At 71.9% G+C, this 21,762-nt stretch carries 22 protein-coding genes and 1 pseudogene; 15 read left to right on the forward strand and 8 right to left on the reverse strand.

Going from position 1 to position 21,762, the window contains the following annotated elements; translation table 11 throughout:
• Positions 1 to 2: 2 nt before the first annotated feature.
• The 4 genes from pstA (FHU33_RS02725) to FHU33_RS02740 all read right to left on the reverse strand — a co-directional run bounded on the left by pstA (FHU33_RS02725) (position 3) and on the right by FHU33_RS02740 (position 4,146).
• Entirely contained in the window at positions 3 to 1,091 is a 1,089-nt protein-coding gene (pstA, locus tag FHU33_RS02725; RefSeq protein WP_211354985.1) for a phosphate ABC transporter permease PstA, read from the reverse strand.
• Positions 1,088 to 2,038, reverse strand: coding sequence for a phosphate ABC transporter permease subunit PstC (gene pstC / locus FHU33_RS02730; RefSeq protein WP_142023952.1), 951 nt, complete (start codon positions 2,036 to 2,038; stop codon positions 1,088 to 1,090). The genes pstA (FHU33_RS02725) and pstC (FHU33_RS02730) overlap by 4 nt, the downstream gene beginning before the upstream one ends.
• A 55-nt stretch (positions 2,039 to 2,093) precedes the next feature.
• Positions 2,094 to 3,212, reverse strand: a complete 1,119-nt coding sequence (gene pstS / locus FHU33_RS02735; protein ID WP_142023953.1) for a phosphate ABC transporter substrate-binding protein PstS — start codon at positions 3,210 to 3,212, stop codon at positions 2,094 to 2,096.
• A 169-nt stretch (positions 3,213 to 3,381) separates the two neighbouring features.
• The gene (locus FHU33_RS02740; protein WP_142023954.1) at positions 3,382 to 4,146 is read right to left on the reverse strand and encodes a response regulator transcription factor; all 765 of its coding nucleotides are present in this window, start codon (positions 4,144 to 4,146) and stop codon (positions 3,382 to 3,384) included.
• 263 nt (positions 4,147 to 4,409) lie between these two features.
• On the opposite strand from FHU33_RS02740, the gene FHU33_RS02745 reads away from it, so the two are divergent.
• The 9 genes from FHU33_RS02745 to FHU33_RS02790 all read left to right on the forward strand — a co-directional run bounded on the left by FHU33_RS02745 (position 4,410) and on the right by FHU33_RS02790 (position 13,001).
• Positions 4,410 to 5,378, forward strand: a complete 969-nt coding sequence (locus tag FHU33_RS02745) for a PstS family phosphate ABC transporter substrate-binding protein (protein ID WP_142023955.1) — start codon at positions 4,410 to 4,412, stop codon at positions 5,376 to 5,378.
• A 169-nt stretch (positions 5,379 to 5,547) separates the two neighbouring features.
• Entirely contained in the window at positions 5,548 to 6,405 is an 858-nt protein-coding gene (gene pstC / locus FHU33_RS02750; protein WP_142023956.1) for a phosphate ABC transporter permease subunit PstC, read from the forward strand.
• Positions 6,405 to 7,301 (forward strand): phosphate ABC transporter permease PstA, encoded by an 897-nt coding sequence (pstA, locus tag FHU33_RS02755; protein WP_142023957.1) that lies wholly within the window; start codon positions 6,405 to 6,407, stop codon positions 7,299 to 7,301. Before pstC (FHU33_RS02750) ends, pstA (FHU33_RS02755) begins: the two co-directional genes overlap by 1 nt.
• A gap of 49 nt (positions 7,302 to 7,350) precedes the next feature.
• Positions 7,351 to 8,256: a phosphate ABC transporter ATP-binding protein PstB gene (pstB, locus tag FHU33_RS02760; RefSeq protein ID WP_142023958.1), complete on the forward strand. Its 906-nt coding sequence runs from the start codon at positions 7,351 to 7,353 to the stop codon at positions 8,254 to 8,256.
• An 84-nt stretch (positions 8,257 to 8,340) separates the two neighbouring features.
• Positions 8,341 to 8,553 carry a hypothetical protein gene (locus tag FHU33_RS02765; protein WP_142023959.1) on the forward strand — a complete coding sequence of 71 codons (213 nt, stop codon included), beginning with the start codon at positions 8,341 to 8,343 and terminating at the stop codon, positions 8,551 to 8,553.
• A 579-nt stretch (positions 8,554 to 9,132) separates the two neighbouring features.
• A complete protein-coding gene (locus tag FHU33_RS02775; protein ID WP_142023960.1) occupies positions 9,133 to 11,103 on the forward strand; it encodes a PhoX family protein in 1,971 nt (656 codons plus the stop codon).
• Between the two features lie 157 nt (positions 11,104 to 11,260).
• Positions 11,261 to 11,560, forward strand: a complete 300-nt coding sequence (gene tatA, locus FHU33_RS25645; RefSeq protein WP_246063225.1) for a Sec-independent protein translocase subunit TatA — start codon at positions 11,261 to 11,263, stop codon at positions 11,558 to 11,560.
• A 70-nt stretch (positions 11,561 to 11,630) separates the two neighbouring features.
• Positions 11,631 to 12,527 (forward strand): twin-arginine translocase subunit TatC, encoded by an 897-nt coding sequence (tatC, locus tag FHU33_RS02785; protein WP_142023962.1) that lies wholly within the window; start codon positions 11,631 to 11,633, stop codon positions 12,525 to 12,527.
• A 117-nt stretch (positions 12,528 to 12,644) separates the two neighbouring features.
• Positions 12,645 to 13,001 (forward strand): twin-arginine translocase TatA/TatE family subunit, encoded by a 357-nt coding sequence (locus tag FHU33_RS02790; protein ID WP_142023963.1) that lies wholly within the window; start codon positions 12,645 to 12,647, stop codon positions 12,999 to 13,001.
• A 7-nt stretch (positions 13,002 to 13,008) separates the two neighbouring features.
• On the opposite strand, the gene mshD is transcribed toward FHU33_RS02790, so the two are convergent.
• Both mshD and FHU33_RS02800 read right to left on the reverse strand, forming a co-directional pair.
• Positions 13,009 to 13,905: a mycothiol synthase gene (mshD, locus tag FHU33_RS02795; protein ID WP_142023964.1), complete on the reverse strand. Its 897-nt coding sequence runs from the start codon at positions 13,903 to 13,905 to the stop codon at positions 13,009 to 13,011.
• Between the two features lie 7 nt (positions 13,906 to 13,912).
• Complete coding sequence (locus FHU33_RS02800; protein ID WP_281281605.1) at positions 13,913 to 14,674, reverse strand: winged helix-turn-helix transcriptional regulator; 762 nt, start codon at positions 14,672 to 14,674, stop codon at positions 13,913 to 13,915.
• A 175-nt stretch (positions 14,675 to 14,849) separates the two neighbouring features.
• Between FHU33_RS02800 and FHU33_RS02805 the strand changes: the two genes are divergently transcribed.
• From FHU33_RS02805 to FHU33_RS02820, 4 genes are all read left to right on the forward strand, one after another.
• A complete protein-coding gene (locus tag FHU33_RS02805) occupies positions 14,850 to 15,716 on the forward strand; it encodes a hypothetical protein (RefSeq protein ID WP_142023966.1) in 867 nt (288 codons plus the stop codon).
• A gap of 10 nt (positions 15,717 to 15,726) precedes the next feature.
• The gene (locus FHU33_RS02810) at positions 15,727 to 16,422 is read left to right on the forward strand and encodes an LmeA family phospholipid-binding protein (protein ID WP_142023967.1); all 696 of its coding nucleotides are present in this window, start codon (positions 15,727 to 15,729) and stop codon (positions 16,420 to 16,422) included.
• 306 nt (positions 16,423 to 16,728) lie between these two features.
• The gene (locus FHU33_RS02815; RefSeq protein ID WP_142023968.1) at positions 16,729 to 17,556 is read left to right on the forward strand and encodes a sulfurtransferase; all 828 of its coding nucleotides are present in this window, start codon (positions 16,729 to 16,731) and stop codon (positions 17,554 to 17,556) included.
• A gap of 6 nt (positions 17,557 to 17,562) precedes the next feature.
• A complete protein-coding gene (locus tag FHU33_RS02820; RefSeq protein WP_142023969.1) occupies positions 17,563 to 17,856 on the forward strand; it encodes a DUF1416 domain-containing protein in 294 nt (97 codons plus the stop codon).
• An 8-nt stretch (positions 17,857 to 17,864) separates the two neighbouring features.
• Here the strand turns inward: FHU33_RS02820 and FHU33_RS25650 are convergent, their stop codons facing one another.
• Together FHU33_RS25650 and FHU33_RS02825 are read right to left on the reverse strand one after the other, a co-directional pair.
• Positions 17,865 to 18,029 (reverse strand): hypothetical protein, encoded by a 165-nt coding sequence (locus tag FHU33_RS25650; RefSeq protein ID WP_246063226.1) that lies wholly within the window; start codon positions 18,027 to 18,029, stop codon positions 17,865 to 17,867.
• 88 nt (positions 18,030 to 18,117) lie between these two features.
• Positions 18,118 to 19,107: pseudogene (locus FHU33_RS02825) on the reverse strand (PP2C family protein-serine/threonine phosphatase); the annotation flags it as partial.
• 376 nt (positions 19,108 to 19,483) lie between these two features.
• Between FHU33_RS02825 and FHU33_RS02830 the strand changes: the two are divergent.
• Positions 19,484 to 20,017: a heme-binding beta-barrel domain-containing protein gene (locus FHU33_RS02830; protein WP_142023970.1), complete on the forward strand. Its 534-nt coding sequence runs from the start codon at positions 19,484 to 19,486 to the stop codon at positions 20,015 to 20,017.
• Between the two features lie 107 nt (positions 20,018 to 20,124).
• Positions 20,125 to 21,753 (forward strand): DUF885 domain-containing protein, encoded by a 1,629-nt coding sequence (locus FHU33_RS02835; protein ID WP_281281666.1) that lies wholly within the window; start codon positions 20,125 to 20,127, stop codon positions 21,751 to 21,753.
• Positions 21,754 to 21,762 lie beyond the last annotated feature (9 nt).

The raw sequence follows: 21,762 nt of genomic DNA on the forward strand, positions 1-21,762 counted from the left end.
GGTCAGCGACCGGTCTTGGGGGCGAAGAATCGGCTGATCAGACGGGCGATGACGTTCAGCCCCATCACCAGGACGATCAGGATGAGAGCGGCGGTCCAGGCCCGGTCGATCGCGTACTCCGGCGGGACGCCGGGCTGGGTGAGCTGGTAGTAGGCGTACACGGGAAGCGTCGCCATGCGCCCGTCGAAGGGATCGAAGTTCGTGGCGTTGGTGATGCCGACGGTCACGAGGAGCGGTGCGGTCTCGCCGATGACGCGGGCGATCGCGAGGGTGACGCCGGTGGCCAGCCCGGCGATCGCGGTCGGGAGCACCACCTTGATGATCGTCCGCCACTTCGGCACGCCGAGGGCGTAGGCGGCCTCGCGCAGCTCGTTGGGGACCAGCTTGAGCACCTCCTCGGCCGACCGGACGACGACCGGGATCATCAGCACCGACAGCGCCACCGCGCCCGCGATGCCGAGCCGGACGCCCGGGCCGAAGAAGATGACGAAGAGCGCGTAGGCGAAGAGCCCGGCGACGATCGACGGGATGCCGGTCATGACGTCGACGAGGAAGGTGATCGCCCTCTTCAGCCGGCCGGTGCCGTACTCCACGAGATAGATGGCGGTCATCAGGCCGATCGGCACCGAGATCGCGGTCGTGAGGGCGGTGATGACCAGCGTGCCCATGATCGCGTGGTAGGCGCCACCGCCGTCGCCGAGCACGCCGAGCAGCGACCACGTGAAGAACTGGCCGTCCAGTCGCTCGATCCCCCGGCGGAGGACCTCGTACACCAAGCTGATCAGCGGCACCATGGCCAGCCCGAATGCGCTGCCCACCAGGCAGGTGACCAGCCGGTCGGTGGCCCGGCGGGGGCCCTCGACCCAGCGGGACAGGGCGTACAACCCGACCGTCCCGAGGACGACGGTGTAGACGACGAACGTGGCGACGTTCAGCGCGCTGAGCGAACCCAGGACCACGGCGCCGACGGCTCCGCCGGCGAAACAGGCCCAGGGTGCCCACCGGGGCAGCCGGCTTCCCGGCGGCCGGCCGGGTGACGGCGGCTCCGTGCCCACGGTGGGGGAGGACGTGGGTGTCGTCGCCGTGCTCACGAGTTCGCCCCGGAGAACTCCGCACGACGGTTGACCACGTACCGGGCGAGCATGTTGACCGCGAAGGTGATCACGAACAGGACGAGTCCGCTGGCGATCAGCGTGTTGACCGCGAGCCCCGTCGACTCGGGGAAGTCCAGCGCGATGTTCGCCGCGATCGTCGACGGATTGCCGGAGCCGATCAGGTTGAACGTGATGCCGCCGGACACCGAGAGCACGAGCGCGATCGCCAGGGTCTCCCCGAGCGCGCGGCCCAGCCCCAGCATCGCGCCACCGATGACCCCGGACTTGCCGTAGGGCAGGACCGCCATCCGGATCATCTCCCAGCGGGTGGCGCCCAGGGCCAGCGCCGCCTCCCGGTGCAGGATCGGGACCTGGCGGAAGACCTCCCGGGCGATCGCGCTGACGATCGGCAGGATCATGATCGCGAGCACCAGGCCGGCCGTGAACATGGTGCGCCCGGTCGCCGAGGTCGGTCCCGCGAAGAACGGGAGGAAGCCGAGGTTCTCCTCCAGCCACCCGTAGAACGGGACGAGCCGGGGGGCGAGCCAGTAGATGCCCCAGAAGCCGTAGACGATGCTCGGGATCGCCGCCAGCAGGTCGACCAGGTAGCCCAGCCCCTGAGCGAGCCGGGGCGGAGCGTAGTGCGTGATGAACAGGGCGATGGCCACCGCCAGAGGAGTCGCCACGATCAGCCCGATGGTGGCCGCCAGCAGAGTGCCGAACAGCAACGGGGCGACGTAGGACACCAGGCCGTCCCCGCCGGGGATCTCCTCGGCCGGGGCGGTGAACGCCGGGAAGGCCTCGACGAGGAGGAAGATCGTGACCCCGGCGAGGATCGCCAGGATGAGGATGCCGGCGCTCCTCGCCCCGCCGGCGAAGAGACGGTCGCCGAGCCGCGACGCCGGCCGTGGCCGGCTCGACGGGCGCTCGCGGGTGGCCGTCACCGATGCTCCGTCCGGATCGTCCGCGCGGTGTCCCCGAGGGTCATGGGTGCCTGCTTCATGCCGATCCCGCCGCGGTGACGGCGTCGATCGCCGTCAGCGCCTGGTCGCGGAGAGCATCGGAGATCGGGGCGGATCCCGCCACCTGTGCGGCCGCCCGCTGCCCTTCCTCACTGACGACGAACGTCATGAAGGCCCGCACCAGCTCGGCGACCTGCGGGTCGTCGTACTCGATGCAGCCGATGTGGTAGCTGACGAGGACGATCGGGTACTGCCCGGAACCGGTGGTGTCCCGGGCTATCTCGATCGCGTAGTCGTACTCACCGCGCCCCTCCAGCCGTCCGGAGTTCTCCACGACGGCCGCCGCAGCTTCTGCCGACGGCGCGACGAACTCCTCACCGACGCCGATGCGGGCGACGCCGAGGTCACCGGCCTGGCTGAGGTCGGCGTACCCGATGGCGCCGTTCCCGGCGCTGACGGCCCCGACGACACCGGAGTTCCCCTGCGCGGCCTCCCCGCCCGCGACGGGCCAGTTGCCGTCGGGTTCGTGGGGCCAGGCATCCCCAGCGGCAGCGCTGAGGTACTCGACGAAGTTCTCCGTCGTGCCGGACTCGTCGCTGCGGTTGACGGGCGTGATCGCGAGGTCGGGCAGGTCGACGTCCGGGTTGTCCGCGGCGATCGCCGGATCGTCCCACCGCGTGATCTCCTGGTTGAAGATCCCGGCGAGCGTCTCCGGCGAGAGGTTCAGCGCCTCCCCGTCGGCGAACACGCCCTCCAGGTTGTAGACCACGGCGATGGGGGAGATGTAGTTCGGCAGCTCGAAGATCCCGGCCGGCCCGCATCGCTCGTTCGCCTGCGCCAGCTCCTCGTCGTCCAGAGCCGCATCGGATCCTGCGAAGTCCGTCCCCCCGGCCAGGAACTGCTCCCGGCCGCCTCCGGAGCCGACCGGGTCGTAGTTCACGGTCACTTCCGGCTGCACGCTGGTGAACGCGGCAGTCCAGCCCTGCATGGCGGCCTGCTGGGCGCTCGAGCCCGCCCCCACCAGGGTTCCGCTCAGTGCCTCCTCGCCGGTACCGGTGAGGCCCCGCTCGTTGACTGCCGCGCAGCCGGTGACGGACAGGCCCGCGGCCAGCAGGAGGGGTGCCAGCGAACGGAGGCGCGCGCCAGGAGACCCCACTCAGCTGCCTTTCGTCGATGAACCGATCATGACCGCAACGGTGAACGACTGGTGACCGTAGGCGGCACAGGTTGACGCCCGACCCACAGTCGATGAACGGAAGATGAACGAGAGCGGGAACGCCTTGATCCACGGCTCGCGACGGCCGGGTCGGGTGACCGGCCTCACGTCACTCCGAGGGGGCCTGGAGCAGGTAACCGGAGCGGCCGACCGTGGTGATCAGCCGGGGTCGGCGAGGGTCGTCGCCGAGACGCCGGCGGAGGCGGCGCATGTGCACGGAGACGGTGTTGGACGCCGACGGCGCGGTTCCTCCCCACACCGCCTCCCAGAGCTGCACCTGGCTCACCACGCGCCCTTCGTGCGCCATGAGGAAGTGGAGCAACCGGAACTCCCGCGGCGGCAGAGGGATCAGCGAGCCGCGCAGCCGGACCGTCCGCGCGTCGGGGGAGAGCTCGAGCGGGCCGCAACGCACCACGTCGCCGTCGCGGGCCGGCGAGGCGGGACGGAGGGCGGACACCAGGGCCAACAGCTGGGCGGCACGGTACGGCCGTGCGACGCACGCCACCGCTCCGGCTTCCAGCGCCGCGCCCGCGAGCTCCGGGTGCTCGCCGTCCACGGCCACGATCACCGGCAGCTCGCAGCAGTGGTCGAGCAGGTGCACCACTGTCGGCGCGGGGACGTCGGCCAGGTCGGCGCGCAGCAGCACCACGTCAGGACGCGTCGCCCCGGCGACGAGGAGCCCCTCGGCGGCCGACGCGCACACACGGACGTCGAGCCGTCCGTCGACGTCGTCGAGCAGGCCGGTCGCCTGGGGATCCGGGTCGATGACCAGCAGCAGGGTCCGGGCGCGGGACGCGGCCACGTCCCAGGCCGGCTCGGCCTTCAGCAGTGCGGTCGCCGTCGACCGGAGGTTGTCCATGGTGCTGGGCAGCAAACCGGCAGCGGGTGTTGCCCGGGGGTCCTCGGTGTGAACGCCCGCTGAACATCGACGGTGATGACGATGACGGCCGGTCCGCCGCCGGTGGCCGGGGCCGTCCGGGGCACTCACCGTGGGGACGCGAGGTCGACAGGCGTGTCGGCAACGTTCGCCGTCCGTTCACCTGACGCGGTGCACCGGTTCACCGCTGCTCCCTAGCTTTCGAGCCGTCCGTCCCGCTGCCTGGCAATCGGCCAGGTGGAGACAGAGAGGCTCATCCGTTGACGACCAGCACCCTGCGCCGCCGTTCCGTGCCCGCGGCCGCCGTGCTCGCCCTTGCCCTTGCCCTCAGCGCCTGCGGTGGCTCCAACGAAGAGGAGGCCGGTGGCGGCGACTCGGCCCTCTCCGGCGACGTGCTCTCCGACGGTTCCTCGACGGTTGCACCGCTGACGTCCGCGGCAGCGGAGTTCTTCGCCGAGGAGGAGCCGGGTGTCAACGTCTCGGTGGCGACGTCGGGCACCGGCGGCGGCTTCGAGGTGTTCTGCCAGGGCACCACCGACGTCTCCAACGCCTCTCGCCCCATCAGCGACGAGGAGATCGCCATCTGCGAGGAGAACGGCGTCGAGTACACGGAGCTGACCGTGGCGCGCGACGCGCTCACCGTCGTCACCTCCGCCGAGAACGACTTCATCACGTGCCTGACCACCGAGCAGCTCGCCACCCTGTGGGGCCCCGAGGCCGAGGGGACCATCACGACGTGGGACCAGATCGACCCGTCGTTCCCGGCCGAGCCGATCGAGCTGTACGGCCCCGGCACCGACTCGGGCACCTTCGACTACTTCACCGACGAGATCAACGGTGACGAGGGTGTGAGCCGCACGGACTACAACGCCTCGGAGGACGACAACGTCATCGTCCAGGGCGTGTCCGGCTCGCCGAACGCGCTCGGCTACTTCGGGTTCACCTACTTCGAGGAGAACGCCGACTCGCTGAAGGCGATCGAGGTCGACAGCGGTGACGGCTGTGTCGCACCGAGCGCCGAGACGGTGCAGGACGGCTCCTACACCCCGCTCGGGCGCCCCCTGTTCATCTACGTGAACGACGCGTCGTACAGCGAGAAGCCCGGGGTGGCCGCCTTCGTCGACTTCTACGCGCAGAACGACTCCGACATCGCCGAGGCCGCTCAGTACATCCCGCTGAACGACGAGCAGCGCGGCGAGCTGGAGTCCGCCGTCGGCTCGATCAGCTGAACCCCCGCAACCCAGCGGCAGGACGGGAAACGACGAGGCAAGGAGTGTCGTGAGCAGCATCACGGCAACAGGGGGGCCCCCGGTGTCGGGGGCCCCCCGCGGGCGGGGCCCGGAAGACGGGCGGCGCTCGCTGACGCGGCAATCGCCTCGGTACGGGGAGCGCACCGTCATGGTGGTCCTGGCGGGAGCATCGCTCCTGTCGGTGCTGGTGACCGTCGGGATCGTGCTCTCGCTGCTCCTGCCTGCGCTGTCGTTCTTCCGCGAGGTCAGTGTCTCGGAGTTCCTCTTCGGGACCCGGTGGACGCCACGGTTCACCGGACAGGAGTCCTACGGGGTCCTGCCGCTGATCACCGGCACGGCGTGGACGACGTTCATCGGCCTCCTCGTCGCGATCCCGTTCGGCCTCGGCGCGGCGGTATATCTCGCCGAGTACGCGCCGTGGCGCGTCCGCAAGGTGCTCAAGCCCGTGCTCGAGGTGCTCGCCGGCATCCCCTCGGTCGTCTACGGCTTCTTCGCGCTGACGTTCGTGGCGCCGTTCGTGCTCGACGACCTGCTGGGCCTCGACGTCGGCACCTTCAGCGTGCTCTCCGCGGGCATCGTCCTGGGGATCATGATCATCCCGACCGTGGCCTCCTTGTCCGAGGACGCCATGTCCGCGGTGCCCGACTCCCTCCGCCAGGGCTCGTTCGCCCTCGGGGCGAACAAGATGCGGACCACGCTGCGTGTGGTCTTCCCGGCCGCGGTATCCGGCATCGCTGCGTCGATCGTCCTGGCACTGTCCCGTGCGGTGGGCGAGACGATGATCGTCGCGCTGGCGGCGGGGACGCAGGCCCGCATGGTCGGTGGTCCGACCGAGTTCGGGCAGACGATGACCGGCTTCATCGCCCAGACGGCGACGGGGGAGAGCACTCCCGGGACGCTCAGCTACAACACGCTCTTCGCCGTCGGACTCCTCCTGTTCGCGATCACCTTCGTGATCAACATGATCAGCATCCGGCTGGTCCGCAAGTTCCGAGAGGCCTACTGATGGCGACCATCGGCCAGATCGCCACCCGGCCGCTCCGCGCGGAACAGCACGGTGAACGGAGCCTCGCCTCCATCGCCTTCCTGGTGACGCTGTGGCTGGCCCTGGCCTTCGCGGTCCTGTGCCTGATCACCCTGCTCGTGACGTCGTTCCTCGACGGTGTCGGGCGCTTGGACGGCAACCTCTTCACCCAGTACTCGTCGCAGGTGCGACCGGAGACGGGTGGCGCACGGGCGGCGATCTGGGGGACCGTCTGGGTCATCGGCCTGACCGCGGTCCTGGCGATCCCGCTGGGCGTCGCCGCGGCGGTGTACCTCGAGGAATTCGCCGACCCGGACCGCTGGTACAACCGCCTGGTCGAGGTCAACCTGCAGAACCTGGCGGCTGTGCCGGCGATCGTCTACGGCATGCTGACCGCAGGCCTCGCGCTCACCATCGGGCTGCGTCGCGGGGTCGTCCTCGCCGGCGGGATCGCCCTGGCGCTGCTGATCCTGCCGGTCATCATCATCACGACCCGGGAGGCGCTGCGCGCCGTGCCGGCGGAGATCCGCCAGGGGTCTCTCGCCCTCGGCGCGACGCCCCTCATGACCGTCTGGAAGCAGACGCTGCCCTCGGCGGTCCCTGGTGTGGCGACCGGGACCATCCTCGCGCTCTCCCGAGCGCTGGGGGAGGCCGCGCCGCTGCTCCTGCTGGGCGCCGTCGTGTTCATCCGGTTCGACCCCGACGGGCTGATGTCGGGCTTCACGACCATGCCCGTGCAGATCTTCAACTGGGCCAGCCAGCCCCAGGCAGAGTTCCGCGAGCTCGCCGCGGCCGCGATCATCGTGCTGCTCGCGATGCTCCTGCTGATGAACGCCGTCGCGATCCTCATCCGCAACCGCTACCAGAGGCGTTGGTGAGATGCCCGCCCCCGCTCTGCACGCACACCCCCACACCACTGGACGGATCATGACCAGCACCCAGACCTCGACCGACGCGCCCGCGGCGTCCGGCGCCGCCGTGGCCCCGGAGGGCTCTCCCCGTCCCCATGTCGAGACCCAGAGCGGTACCGGACGCCACCTCTCGGAGACGCCGGTTCCCGTCATCGAGTGCGAGAACGTCGACATCTACTACGGCGGTTTCCGCGCCGTGAACGACGTGTCCCTGGTCTACGGGCAGAACGAGATCACCGCGATGATCGGGCCGTCCGGCTGCGGCAAGTCGACGGTCCTCCGCTGTCTCAACCGGATGAACGACCTGATCCCGGGCGCTCGGGTGACCGGACGGGTGTCCTACCACGGCCAGGGCATCTACGACTCCGACGTCGATCCGATCGAGGTCCGTCGCCGGATCGGCATGGTCTTCCAGAAGCCGAACCCGTTCCCCAAGTCCATCTACGACAACATCGCCTACGGCCCCCGGGTCACGGGCATGCAGGTCGAGTCCATGGACGACCTGGTGGAGCAGGCGTTGCGCGCGGCGGCCCTGTGGGACGAGGTGAAGGACAAGCTCAAGCAGTCGGCCTACGGGCTGTCCGGCGGCCAGCAGCAGCGCCTGTGCATCGCGCGCACGATCGCGGTACGGCCAGAGGTGATCCTGATGGACGAGCCGTGCTCCGCCCTGGACCCGATCGCCACCGCGCGCATCGAGGACCTGATGGAGGATCTGCGCAAGGACTACACGATCATCATCGTCACCCACAACATGCAGCAGGCAGCCCGAGTGGCCGACCGCACCGCGTTCTTCACCGCGCAGGCGGCGGAGGGAACGGGTGATCGCACCGGCCAGCTGGTGGAGTTCGACCTCACGACCAAGATCTTCTCCAACCCCGCCGACAAGCGGACCGAGGACTACATCTCCGGCCGGTTCGGCTGAGTCGTCAGCCGGCCGGGCACAGCCTGGGCAGCCGTTGACATGCCACCTCCGCGGGACCGGCGTGGACACCGAGATGGAGGACCGATGAGTGGACGGAACGACCGTCCCGCGGGCGAGAGCAGCGACCGAGGACCTCACGAGAAGGTGGCCCGGCACGCTGCCGACGGCGGGGACGCCGGGTCGGTGGGCGCCCTGGACGGCGTCGCGGCGGCCGGTGGCAGGGGCGCCGTGAGCGACGGCAAGCGCGGCAGCCTCATCCCTGAGGAAGCCCCGGACCCGAGCATCGGCCCGGACTGAGCCGCAGGGCGCGAGGGACGTCGGCCGGCATGCCTCTCGTCGTCGCTCAGGGGACGCATCTGCTCCCAGAGCCCTCACACCGCCTCTCTCGCCCGACGGCGCGGCCGCGATGCCCCCGGAGGGCACCGACACCTGCTGCCCGGCGTAGCGGGTCGGTCAGAGCGGTCCCGGCGCCAGGAGACGTCGACGGCGAAACGCCGGAAGCCGCGGCTCTCGTACAGCCGGACGGCTGCGGCGTCGTCCTGCTCCACGTACAGCAGCACCTCACCCAGTCCGCGGCCGCGCAGGTGCCAGGCCGAGGTCGGTGAGCGCCCGCCCCAGCGACATGCCCTGGGCGTCCGGGTCGGTGCCGGGCACGTAGATGTCGATGCCGGGCACGTAGATCTCGCCGACCGGCTGATCGGCGACGTCGCCGGCTGTGCGTCCAGTTGCTCTCCGCAGGCGGATCCCGCACGTACTCCTCGCGGGTGAACGGGAGGGGGCGGCGGGTTCACCGGAACTCCGATCCGTGGCCACGTGCGCGTCGATCGGGCTTCTTAACGTCCCGGGCGCCCCCACTGACAACGCCGAGGAGCCACGATGTCCGTATCCACCGGACCGATCATCGATCAGTCGTCCGACCCGGACGATCACTCGTCCAACCCCTCGCACGGTCGACACTTCGCCGAGATCGTCGACGCCCGGCTGTCCCGCCGCTCCGTCCTCGCCGGCGGCATGTTCGCCGCGGCCAGCTTCCTGACGACCAGCATCGCCGGCGCCCCGACGGCTCTCGCGGCACCACGCGGACGCGGTCGCGGGCCGGGGACGGATGGCGCGTCGCTGCTGGGCTACGAGGCGGTCCCGCTCGGCTACGGAGACGAGGTCGTCGTCCCGCCGGGATACTCCGCCACCCCGTTCCTCCCGTGGGGCACGCCGATCCTCGGCAGCTTCCCCGACTTCCGCCCCGGCACCCCGCCCATCGTGCCCGGCGGCAACACCGCCGAGGACCAGGCCCAGCAGATCGGGATGCACCACGACGGCATGCACTTCTTCCCCCTCGACAGGGGCGGGCGCGAGGGCAGCTCGCGGGGGCTGCTCGCGGTGAACCAGGAGTACACCGACGAGTTCTACCTGCACACCGGCACCTACATCGAGGACTACACCGAGGTCGCGAAGGGCGAGTACACGGCCGAGATGGTGCTCAAGTCGCAGAACGCCCACGGCGTCAGCGTGGTGGAGGTCAAGCGAGCCGGCAGGAAGTGGAAGGTGGAGCGCTCGGCCCTCAACCGCCGCATCACCGCCAACACCGAGATGCGCTTCGCCGGCCCCGCGACGGGCAACGAGCTCGTCCGGACCGGTGCCGACCCCGAAGGCACGTCCCCCCGCGGCACGATCAACAACTGCTCGCACGGCGTCACCCCCTGGGACACCTACCTCACGTGCGAGGAGAACTTCAACGGCTACTTCGCGATCCCCGAGGGGAGCACGTTCGACCCCGAGACCACCGCGCTGCACGAGCGCTACGGCGTGGGCGGCGACCGCTTCAACTGGGGCCTCCACGACGCCCGCTTCGTCGTCACCCCTGACGGAGCCCACGAGCCCAACCGTTTCGGCTGGGTGGTGGAGATCGACCCGTTCGACCCCGCCTCGACGCCGGTCAAGCGGACTGCCCTCGGCCGGCTCAAGCACGAAGGCGCCTTCGTGCAGACCGCCCGGGACGGCCGGGTTGTCGTGTACATGGGCGACGACCAGGTCAACGAGTACGTCTACAAGTTCGTCAGCGCCGCGACCTGGGAGGCGTCGCACAGCGCCGGCACGAGCCCTCTGGACGAGGGCACCCTCTACGTCGCCCGGTTCGACGACGACGGCAGCGGCACCTGGCTGCCGCTCGTGCACGGCCAGGGCCCGCTGACCGCCGAGAACGGCTTCGCGGACCAGGGCGAGGTGCTGGTCAAGACCCGGCTGGCGGCCGACGCGGTCGGCGCTACGCCCATGGACCGGCCCGAGTGGACCACGGTCGACCCGATCACCGGCACGGTCTACCTGACCCTCACCAACAACGCCGGCCGGGAGACCCCGAACGCCCCGAACCCGCGAGTGCAGAACCGCTGGGGCCAGATCGTCCGGTGGGAGGAGGCGGGCGGCGACCACACCGCGACCACGTTCGCCTGGGAACTGTTCCTGCTCGCCGGACCTCCGGAGTCGGGTGCCACCATCGAGGGGCAGGACGCCTTCGGCTCGCCGGACGGCCTCTGGGCCGACCCCGACGGCCGGATCTGGATCCAGACCGACGGCACGCAGCCGCTGGCGGCCAACGACCAGATGCTGGCCGCCGATCCGACCACGGTGGACGAGAACGGCGTCCCGGAGATCAAGCGGTTCTTCACCGGGGTGATCGGTTGCGAGGTCACCGGGGTGATCACCACGCCCGATCAGCGGACCATGTTCGTCAACATCCAGCACCCGGGCGAGGACGGCGGCAGCACGTGGCCGCAGACCGACGAGTTCGACACTCCCCGGTCGGCCACCGTGGTGATCACCAAGGACGACGGCGGGGTCATCGGCACCTGAGCCACTCCTGCGCCGAGTGACAGCGGCGCCGTGACCGGCTGCTCCGTCCGGTCAGCGGTCACGGCGCCGCCCCCATGGACAGACCGCGCTCGCCCCGGTCGGCGCGGGCGCAATGCACGGAGCAGGCCCTGCTCCCCCGACGACCTGGAGGAACTCGATGAACCTCGGACCCATGGAGATCGGTCTGATCCTCCTGGCCATCCTGCTGCTGTTCGGATACAAGAAGCTGCCCGACGCCTCGCGATCGCTGGGGCGCTCGCTGCGCATCTTCAAGGGCGAGATGAAGGGCATGAAGGACGACGACGCTCCCGACGGGCAGGCGACGGGCGCCGCCCCGGGGCGCGGGACGATCCTGCCCGCGGCGACTGTGCCCGGCCATCCGGCTGACGTCGGGACGTCGGGGACCGCTGCCCCAGCGAACCGGACACCGTCGGCCGACGTCGACGGCGCCCGCTGAGCTCGGACAGGTGGGGGCCATCGGGCGTCGCCGGCGCCGTGGCGGCACTGGCCGGGACAGCGCGGCCACGATGACTCTCGTCGCGCACCTCACCGAGTTGCGCACGCGCGTCGGCACGTCGCTGCTGTTCATCCTCCTGGGCACCGCACTGGCCTTCTGGTGGTACGAGCACGGGCTCGGCGACGTCATCCGCGCCCCGTACTGCGGGCTCCCGGAGGACCTGCGCTACAACGACTCGGATGGCGGCTGCGGACTGCTGATCACCGACGTCTTCGGTGGCGCGCTCATCCGGCTGAAGATCAGCTTCATCGTCGGGATCGTCCTGTCGGCTCCGTTCTGGCTGTTCCAGCTGTGGCGCTTCGTCACGCCCGGGCTCGAGCGGAACGAGAAGTTCTACGGAGTGTCCTTCGTCGCGGCGTCCTCGGCGCTGTTCGCCCTCGGTGCCGCACTGGCCTACGTATCACTGGCCGCCGGCCTGCGGCTGCTCCTCGGCCTGGCCGGCGACGGTGCCGTGATCGCGCTCACCGCGCAGGACTACATCGGCTTCGTCCTCTCGCTGCTCCTGGCGTTCGGGGTCTCGTTCGAAGTGCCGTTGATCGCCGTCATGCTCAATGCGGTCGGCATCCTGACCTACGCGGCCCTGGCGAGCGCCCGTCGCTGGATCTTCTTCCTGACCGTCGTCTTCGCCGCCTTCGTCACGCCGACGCAGGACCCGTTCACGATGCTCGTCATGGCCGGGCCCATGGTCGTGCTGTTCGAGATGGCCATACAGCTCGCCCGGCTGGTGGACAAGCGGCGCGCGCGACGGGCGGCGGTCGAGTCCTTCCACGACCTGGATGACGACGCGGCATCCCCACTGGACCCTGCACCGTCCCGGCTCGACGGCCGGCCGGCAGCGGCTGCGCCCGGGCACGTGCAACTCCTCCCGTCGGCCGGCCCGGCGCAGTCGAGACAGGGTGAGCGATGACTGCCCCCGCCCGCAGGAGCGACCGCGCTTCCAGCCACCGACCTCCTGCCCCGGCAGACGGTCCCCGTCGGGGCACGAGATCCCGTGCCGTGCTGACCCACGTGTAGGAGGTTCCTGGTGTTCGACTCGATCGGCTGGGGCGAGATCGTCGTGCTCGGCCTGGCAGCTCTCTTCATCTTCGGCCCGGAGCGGCTTCCGGACCTGGCGAAGGACGCCGCGGGGGGCCTGGAGCGGGTGCGAGCAGCGGTGTCCGGTGTGCGCGGTCAGTTCCACGACAGCCTCGGCGACGACTTCGCTCACCTGCGCGAGGTCGACCTCCGGAGGTACCACCCCAGGACGTTCCTCCGCGAGCACCTGGTGGGCGAGGACGACGGCCGGCCGGCGCCCCACGCCGGCGCGACCACGAACCGTCGGGTCCCGACCGCCCGTCCCGACCGTTCCAGCCCCGCATCCGTCGATCTCGACGCCACGTGAGCCGACGTCAGGCGCCAGGAGCGCGCTGCCAGGAGACGTCGACGGCGAACCGCCGGAAGCCGCGGCTCTCGTACAGTCGGACGGCCGCGGCGTTGTCCTCCTCCACGTAGAGGAGGACCTGATCCAGTCCGCGGCCGAGCAGGTGCGCCAGGCCGAGATCGGTGAGCGCCCGCCCCAGCGACATGCCCTGGGCGTCCGGGTCGATGCCGAGCACGTAGATCTCGCCGACCGGCTGATCGGCGACGTCGCCGGCCGGGTGCACCTTGGTCCAGTGCGAGCCCAGCAGGACGCCGCCCTCGTCCGGGGCCCCGCGCCAGGCCATGAGGAAGCCGTCCGGGTCGAACCACGGCTCGGCCTCGCGCAGCTCCAGGTCCGCCCGGGTCATCCGGCCCTGTTCGGGGTGCCAGGCGAACGCGCGCGCGTTGACCCGCAGCCAGGCCTCCTCGTCGCGGCCCGGGCGGAACGGCAGCACGCGCACGTCGTCGGGGAGCGCGGGCCGGGGGCCGGGCTCGATGGAGTCCAGCGGCATGCGCATCTGCAGCAGCACCCGCGCCCGGTCGAAGCCGTGCGGGGCGAGCAGCTCGGCCGAGCCGGGCAGGTCGCCGTGCGCCCAGATGCTCAGCGGCCGGTCGCCCGCGAGGTCGAGCAGCTGTCGCAGCAGCGCCGTCCCGAGGCCGCGGCGCCGCCGGTCGGGGTGCACGACCAGCTCGGCGGTCCCGTCGTCGAGCCGCGCGTAGCCGGCCAGGGTGCCGCCGTCGTGGACGACGACGTCGTGCCCGCCGGGGGAGCCGTGCTGCAGCCGCAGCTCGGCCTCCTCGGAGACCGGCCGCACGCCGTCGGCGACGGTGGCGGCGCGCAGGAGGGTGAGAACGGCGGGGACGTCGGTGTCGCTGTCGGAGCTCACCCGAGCATCAGACCAGCTCGGCGTCGGCCCTGTCGCCGGAGGTGGCCCCCCGGGCGGCCTTGGCGGCGGCGTCGGCGACCTGCCGGTCGAGCTTGTAGCCGACGTTGCGGACGGTGCCGATCAGGGCCTCGTGCTCGGTGCCCAGCTTGGCGCGCAGCCGGCGGACGTGGACGTCGACGGTGCGGGTGCCGCCGAAGTAGTCGTAGCCCCAGATCTCCTGCAGCAGCTGGGCCCGGGAGAAGACCCGGCCCGGGTGCTGCGCGAGGTACTTGAGCAGCTCGAACTCCTTGTAGGTGAGGTCGAGCGCGCGACCGCGGAGCTTGGCCGAGTAGCTGTGCTCGTCGATGACCAGCTCGCCGGCCCTGGTCACGCCGCCGTCGCCGCCGCCGTCGGCGGGCGTGGCCGCGGCCAGCCGCCGGGCGGTGGCCCACTTCAGCCGGGCGTCGACCTCCGCGGGGCCTGCGGTGTCGAGCAGGACGTCGTCGACCCCCCAGTCGGCCGACAGCGCCACGAGCCCACCCTCGGAGAGGACGGCGATCAGCGCGCCGGCGACACCGGTGGAGGAGAGCAGGCCGCAGAGGGTGCGGGCCTGGATGAGGTCGTGGCGGGCGTCGACGAGGAGCACGTCCCCGGAACTGGCCATCGAGTCGCCGTCGAGCAGGCTGGACAGCTCGGGGGCGACCACACGCACCTGGTGGCCGAGCAACCCCAGTGCGGGCAGCACCTCGGTCGTCGCCTGCCGGGCCGCCGTCATGAGCACGAGTCGCATCAAGTCTCCTTCGAGGGGAGTCATCGACGGCGCTGTCGAGGTGAGACGGCAGGATAACGGACGGCACGACGGCGAGGGCGCGTCCGCGGGTGCTCCGGCGCAGCCGCCGTCCGAACCGCCGTCCGAACCGGCGACGGAACCGCGCTGGACGCCAGGCGTCTGCCACGATCGACCCGTGACGTCGCCGGCGCCCCCGACCGCCCTCCCCGGGCGGGTCCACCACCTCCAGCCGGCCGCCCTCACCGTGCTCGCGGTCCTTCTGCTGGTCGGGTTACCGGAGGTGCTCGGCGACCGGGGCCGGCTGGCTGCGGTGCTGGTCCTGCAGCTCGGCCTGGTCCTCACCTGGGTCGTGGTGACCGGCATCCAGGGATTCGCCGGCTCGCTGACGGTGGGCGCCGCGGCCGCGGTCGCCGCCGACCTCGTCCTCGTCCTGCCCGAGCGGCCGGCGCTGGGCGACCTCCTGGTGGTGCTGGGGCTGGGCTTCCTCGCCGCCGTCCTGCAGCAGATGGTCCGCACGCCCCGGCAGGACCTCGTCGCGTCCCTCTCCGGCTCGGCGTTGCTCCTCGCCTCAGTCGGCGCGCTCGCCGCGCTGCTGCTGCTGGGCCGCACGCCCGAGGGCCACGACCGGGCGCTCGTGGCGCTGCTGGCCGTCGGGGTCGCGCTGCTCGTGGGGCACCTGGTCGACCTCGTCCTGCCCCGGCCCTCCCTGGCCACCGGCGTCCCCCGCGGACTTCTCGGCCTCTCGCTCTCGGTGGCGGCCGGGGCCCTCGTGGCCTTCCTCGGACGGGACGTCGGCGGCAGCGCCGGCGCGGTGCCGGCGCTGGTCCTCGGCGCGGCCCTCGCCGGCGTCACGGCGATGATGGCGCTGGTGGCCAGCTACGTGGTGGTCGAGGTGACCGCTAGCGGCGAGGACGACCGCACCGCGCTGCCCGCCTCCGGCGCCGACCCGTCGCCGTCCCCGTGGGCGCTGTCGGTGGTCCAGGCCGTGCTCCCCTTCGCGGCGAGCGCCCCGGTGGCACTGGCCCTCCAGGCGGTGCTGTGAGCACTCCCGCGTGAAGGCGCTGCTGGTCGTCACCGTCCTGCTGCTCGGTCTGGCGTACGTGGCCGACCGGGTGCTCGAACGCTGGGCCGAGGGGTACGCCGCCGAGCAGCTGGTCGAGCAGGCCGACCTCGCCGGGGCGCCCGTGGTGGACGCGCGCGGTTTCCCGTTCCTCACGCAGGTGATCGGCGGCCGCTACGACGACGTGCGGATCTCCCTGACCGCCGAGCAGCTCGGGCAGCCGGAGGGCACCCGTGCCGACGTCGTGCTGCGCGGGGTCCACGTGCCACTGTCCGGCGTGGTCTCCGGGGCGGTGGAGGAGATCCCCGTCGACCGGATCGAGGGGACGGCGACGCTCTCCTACGCACTGCTGTCCGAGCAGCTGGGCCCGGGCACCGAGCTGACCCGCGAGGGCGACGACCTGCGCGTCACGCGGACCGTGGAGCTCATGGGCCGGGAGTTGCCGCTCACCGCGGTGGGCCAGGTCCGCCTCGACGGCGGGGACCTCGTCGTGGACGTCGACCGTGCGTCCGCGGCGGGGGACGAGGTCCCCGGCTTCCTCCTGGACCGCGCCGTCGACCTCCTGGACCTGCGCTACGAGGTGCCTGCGCTGCCCTTCGGGTTGCAGCTCACCAGCGTGCGTCCTGCCGAGGGCGGCGTCGACATCCGGATCGAGTCGACCGACACCGTGCTCGCGGCCGTGGAATAGCCGCTCGGCACGCCCGGTTCCTGCGGGGGATGAGTGGGATGGGCGCCGTCGTCGACCGGCTCGGCCGGGTGCGGACGTGATCGGCTACTCTCGCGGCGTGGGCACCCTGCTGACCTCGCGACGCACAGTCGACCTGTGCCGCGTCGGCAGCTGCCTCTGTCCGACCCCCTGAGGTCGGTTCCGACCGTCCAGACGCGCCCTGTCCGCCGTCCGAAGGTCTTCCCAGCAATGACCGCACCGTCCTGCCGCACCCACGTGCGGCGGTGAGCTGCACCTGATCCACCACCGATCTACGGAGGAACCACCATGAGTCGTGCCGACGTGCTCGTCACCGCCGACTGGGCCCAGGAGAACCTGGGCGCGCCCGGCCTCGTCTTCGTCGAGGTCGACGAGGACACCAGCGCCTACGACGGCGGACACCTCGAGGGTGCCGTCAAGCTGGACTGGAAGAAGGACCTGCAGGACCCGCTGCGCCGCGACTTCGTGAACAAGGAGGCCTTCGAGGCCCTCCTGTCGGAGAAGGGCATCAGCAACGACGACACCGTGGTGCTCTACGGCGGCAACAACAACTGGTTCGCCGCCTACGCGTACTGGTACTTCAAGCTCTACGGCCACGACCAGGTCAAGCTGGTCGACGGCGGCCGCAAGAAGTGGGAGCTCGACGGCCGCCCGCTGTCCAAGGACGCCGTGCAGCGCCCGGCCACCCAGTACAAGGCCAGCGAGCCCGACCTGTCGATCCGCGCCTTCCGCGACGAGGTCGTGGCCTCGATCGGCTCGAAGAACCTCATCGACGTGCGCTCGCCCGACGAGTTCTCCGGCAAGATCCTGGCCCCGGCCCACCTGCCGCAGGAGATGGCGCAGAAGGGCGGACACGTCCCGACCGCGAAGAACATCCCGTGGAGCAAGGCGGCCAACGAGGACGGCACGTTCAAGAGCGACGAGGAGCTGGCGAAGCTCTACGCCGAGCAGGGCTACGACGAGAGCAAGGCGACCATCGCCTACTGCCGGATCGGCGAGCGCTCGAGCCACACGTGGTTCGTGCTGCGCGAGCTGCTCGGCAAGTCCGACGTCAAGAACTACGACGGCAGCTGGGTCGAGTACGGCTCGCTCGTCGGCGTCCCGATCGAGAAGTGAGCTGACATGTGCGGCGCTCCGCAGCAGGGCGGTGCCCTCGCGGGCATCGATCTCAGCACCCAGACGGTGATCCAGGGTCAGGTCTGGCACGACGGCGCTCCGGTGGCCGGTGCCTACGTCCGGCTCCTGGACGCCACCGACGAGTTCACCGCCGAGGTGGTGACCAGCCCCGAGGGTGAGTTCCGGTTCTTCGCCGCCCCGGGGGAGTGGAAGGTCCGGTCCCTGGCCCCCGTGGGCAAGGGCGAGCGGGTCATCTCCGCCGAGGTCGGCCTGAACGAGACGACGATCGTCGTCGGATAGCGGACGGCTCAGTCCGCGCCCGGCGGCAGGCGGTTCGGTCCCGCCTCCGCCGGGCGCGGGCCGTCCTCGGGATAGGCGCGCACGGCGACGACGGCGACGTCGTCCTCGCCCGCCCGTGGCACCAGCCGGGTCAGCACCGTGTCCAGGAGCTGGTCGAGCGGCTCGCGGCCCACGTCGCGCAGCGCCTCCTGCAGCCGGGCCCATGCCCTCGTCCAGATCGCCGCCCCGGCGCTCGACCAGGCCGTCGGTGACCAGCAGCAGGGTGTGCCCGTCGTCGAGCTCGACGGTGTGGCCCCGGCGCGCGGTGGCCGGATCGACGCCCAGCATCAGGTCCGGCGGGGTCTCCAGCACCCGCGAGGTGCCGTCCGGGGCCAGCAGCAGCGGGGGGACGTGCCCGGCGTTGCTCCAGCGGACCACCCGGGGGCCCGTCACGGGGACGTCCGGGTGGCGCTCCACCCGGGCGAGGATCGCGGTGGCCAGGGTCGAGACGGCCAGACCCTGGGCGGCCCGGTCGAAGCGACCGAGCGTGGTCGCCGGCGGCTCCTCGTTGTCGTAGGCGAGGGCCCGCAGCAGGCCGCGCAGCTGGCCCATCGCGGCCGCGGCGTCGCTGCCATGGCCGACGACGTCACCGATGGCGAGCATCGTCGCGCCGTCCGGCTGGAGGAAGGCGTCGTACCAGTCGCCGCCGACCTGGGCCTCGTGGCCGGCCGGCTGGTAGCGGACGGCGACGTGCAGGTGGTCGGGCTCCGGCGGCGGGGTGAGCAGCGCCTGCTGCAGCCGGTCCGACAGCGCGCGCGAGGCGGCGGCCTCGCGGGCCAGCCGGTCGAGCTCGGCCGCCTGCTGCTCGGCCGCCCGCCGCTCCGTGAGGTCGCGGAAGGAGACGACGACGCCGGTCACCTCGCCGTTCTCGACGGTCGGGACGGCGATCAGCTCGACCGGCACCGCGGTCCCGTTCTTGCGCCAGAACACCTCGTCGTCGGCGACCACGGTCCGGCCGACCCGGAAGGCCTGCCAGACGGGGCACTCCGCCCGGGGATAGGGCGTGCCGTCGGCCCGGTGGTGGTGGAGGAGGGCGTGCTGGTCCTGTCCGCGCTGCTCGTCCGGCGGGTAGCCGGTGATGCGGACGGCGGAGGGGTTCACGAACTCCACGCGCCCGTGGACGTCCAGGCCGTAGATCCCGTCGGCGACGTTGGCCAGGACCCACTCGTAACGGGCGAGAGCGCGTGCGAGCTCCTCCTCGGCCGTCCGCACGCGAGCCTCCTCAACCGGGGGACCGGTCCCGATCGGCGCGGTGGTCCCGAACCGTGTCGATCATAGGTTCGCCGGCTCTGCACGATCGCGACCACCGTCCCGCCGTCGGAACCGCTGCTGTGCTCCTGCCCGGGCCGTGGAGCCGGACGTGCGGTCCGGCCGGCGCCCGCGGCGGCGGTGCCCGCCGGCGGCCAGGACGACGGCGAGGGCCAGGACGCCGCCGCCACCGGTGACCACCTGAGGCGGCCGGCCGCGACGTCATTACCGTGGAGCCCATGGTCTCTGCCTGGGTTCTCGCCACCCTGGCGTCGCTGGGCGCGGTCGCCTGCGCCGCCGGGGCCTACCGGCTCGCGCGCCGGCCGAAGGGAGCCCGGCGATGACCGGCCCCACCGAGCTGCCGGTCCCCGACACCGCCGACGTCCGCACCGGCCCCGAGGTCTCCGACGAGCTGCTCTCGGTGCTGCCGCTGCTGGGCGAGTGGCACGGCGAGGGGCAGGCGGCCGGCGCGGCGGGTGACCACCGGTTCGGCCAGTGGATCCGGTTCAGCCACGACGGACGCGGCTTCCTCGCGTACGAGTCGCGTTCCTGGCAGCTCACCGACGACGGCGCGATCGTGGGCCCCGGCGTCCGCGAGTCCGGTTTCTGGCGGCCCCGCGGCCGGGACGACGTCGAACTGCTCGTCACGAACCCGGACGGGCTGGTCGAGCTCTACGTGGGGCAGGCACGGACGACGACGAGTTGGGAGCTGACCACCGACGTCCTGGCCCGCACCCCGGACGCCGCGGAGGTGAGCCGCGCCGTCCGGCTCTACGGGATCGTGGAGGGCGCGCTGATGTACGCCATCGACCGCGCCGGACCGGACGGCCCGCCGCGCCCCTGGATGTCCGCCCGATTGGAACGCCTCCGCTGAACACCACGCCATCGCCTGCCCGACCCACCACCCCATCGCCTGCCCGACCCACCACCCCACGACACGTCGCCGACGCCTACGTCGAGGCGGTCAGCGACCTCGACCCGATCGTCGCGACGAGCCTGGGCAACCGTCCCGGGAACGACCGTCTGCCGGATTTCAGCCCGGCGGGCCTGGAGGCCGAGGCCGAGCTGGCGCGGACGACGCTGGCGGAGCTGGAGCGCGTGCTGGCTGCCGATCCGGTGCTGGCCGAGGACCCGATCGAGCGGGGCTGCGCCCGCCTGCTGCGGGAGCGACTGGGGGCGGAGCTGGCGGCGCACGAGGCCGGCGAGGGCTACCGGGCGCTGTCCAACCTGTTCAGTCCGGTGCATTCGGTCCGCCAGGTCTTCCTGATGATGCCGTCGGCGACGGAGGAGGACTGGGCGGTCCTCGCCCGGCGGATGGTCCGGGTACCCGAGGCCTACGCGGGATTCCGCGCCTCGCTCGAGGAGGGCGCCCGGCGCGGGCTGTTCGTCGCGCCGCGCCAGGTGCGCACCGTCGTCGGACAGCTGGACGAGTGGCTGACCGGGCCGTACTTCACGACCTTCGCCGCGACCGGGCCCGACTCCCTGCGCCGCGAGCTGGACGCGGCGGCCGCGGCCGCCGACGGGGCGGTGGCGGCGATCCGCGACTACCTACGCGACGAGTACGGACCCCGCGCCGGAGGGACGCCGGACGCGGTCGGCCGTGAGCGCTACGCCGTCGCCGCGCGACGGTGGACCGGCTCGGACCTCGGTGCCGGGGCCGGGCTCGAGGACGCCTACGCGTGGGGCTGGGCCGAGCACCGCCGGATCCTGGCCGAGCAGCGCATCGAGGCCGAGAAGGTCGTCCCGGGTGGGACACCGATGGAGGCGATGCGCTGGCTGGACGTGCACGGTCCCGCCGTCGACGGCGTGGAGGCGATCCGCCGGCGGCTGCAGGCGATGATGGACGAGGCGATCGAGGCACTGGACGGCACGCACTTCGACCTCGCCGCGCCCGTGCGGAAGGTCGAGGCGATGATCGCCCCACCGGGCAGCGCGGCTGCTCCGTACTACACCCGCCCCGCGCAGGACTTCTCGCGTCCCGGGCGCACCTGGCTGCCCACGCTGGGCCGCGAGCGATTCCCGCTGTGGGACCTGATCTCGATCTGGTACCACGAGGGCGTTCCGGGTCACCACCTGCAGCTGGCCCAGTGGGCCTACGTGTCCGGCGAGCTCTCGACGTACCAGACGTCGCTGGGCTCGGTCGGCGCCAACGTCGAGGGCTGGGCGCTGTACGCCGAGCGGCTGATGGACGAGCTGGGCTACCTGACCGACCCCGCGGCGCGGCTGGGCTTCCTCGACGCCCAGCAGCTGCGCGCGGTGCGGGTGGTCATCGACATCGGCATGCACCTGGGGCTGCCGGTCCCCGACGACGCCGAGGGCTCCCTCGCCGACCACCGCGGCCGGCCGTGGACGCCGGAGCTGGCGCGGGCGTTCCTCGGGGAGAACTCGGGTGCGGCCCCGGCCTTCCTCGACAGCGAACTGGTCCGTTACCTCGGGATCCCGGGCCAGGCGATCAGCTACAAGCTGGGTGAGCGGGCCTGGCTGGAGGGCCGCGCCGCGGCGCAGCGCACCCGTGGCGACGAGTTCGACCTCAAGGCATGGCACATGGCCGCGCTGTCACAGGGTTCGCTGGGCCTCGACGACCTCGCCGCGGAGCTGTCCCGGCTGTAGTTCCTGGCG

Source organism: Blastococcus colisei (genome assembly GCF_006717095.1).
GTDB classification, from domain to species: Bacteria; Actinomycetota; Actinomycetes; order Mycobacteriales; family Geodermatophilaceae; genus Blastococcus_B; species Blastococcus_B colisei.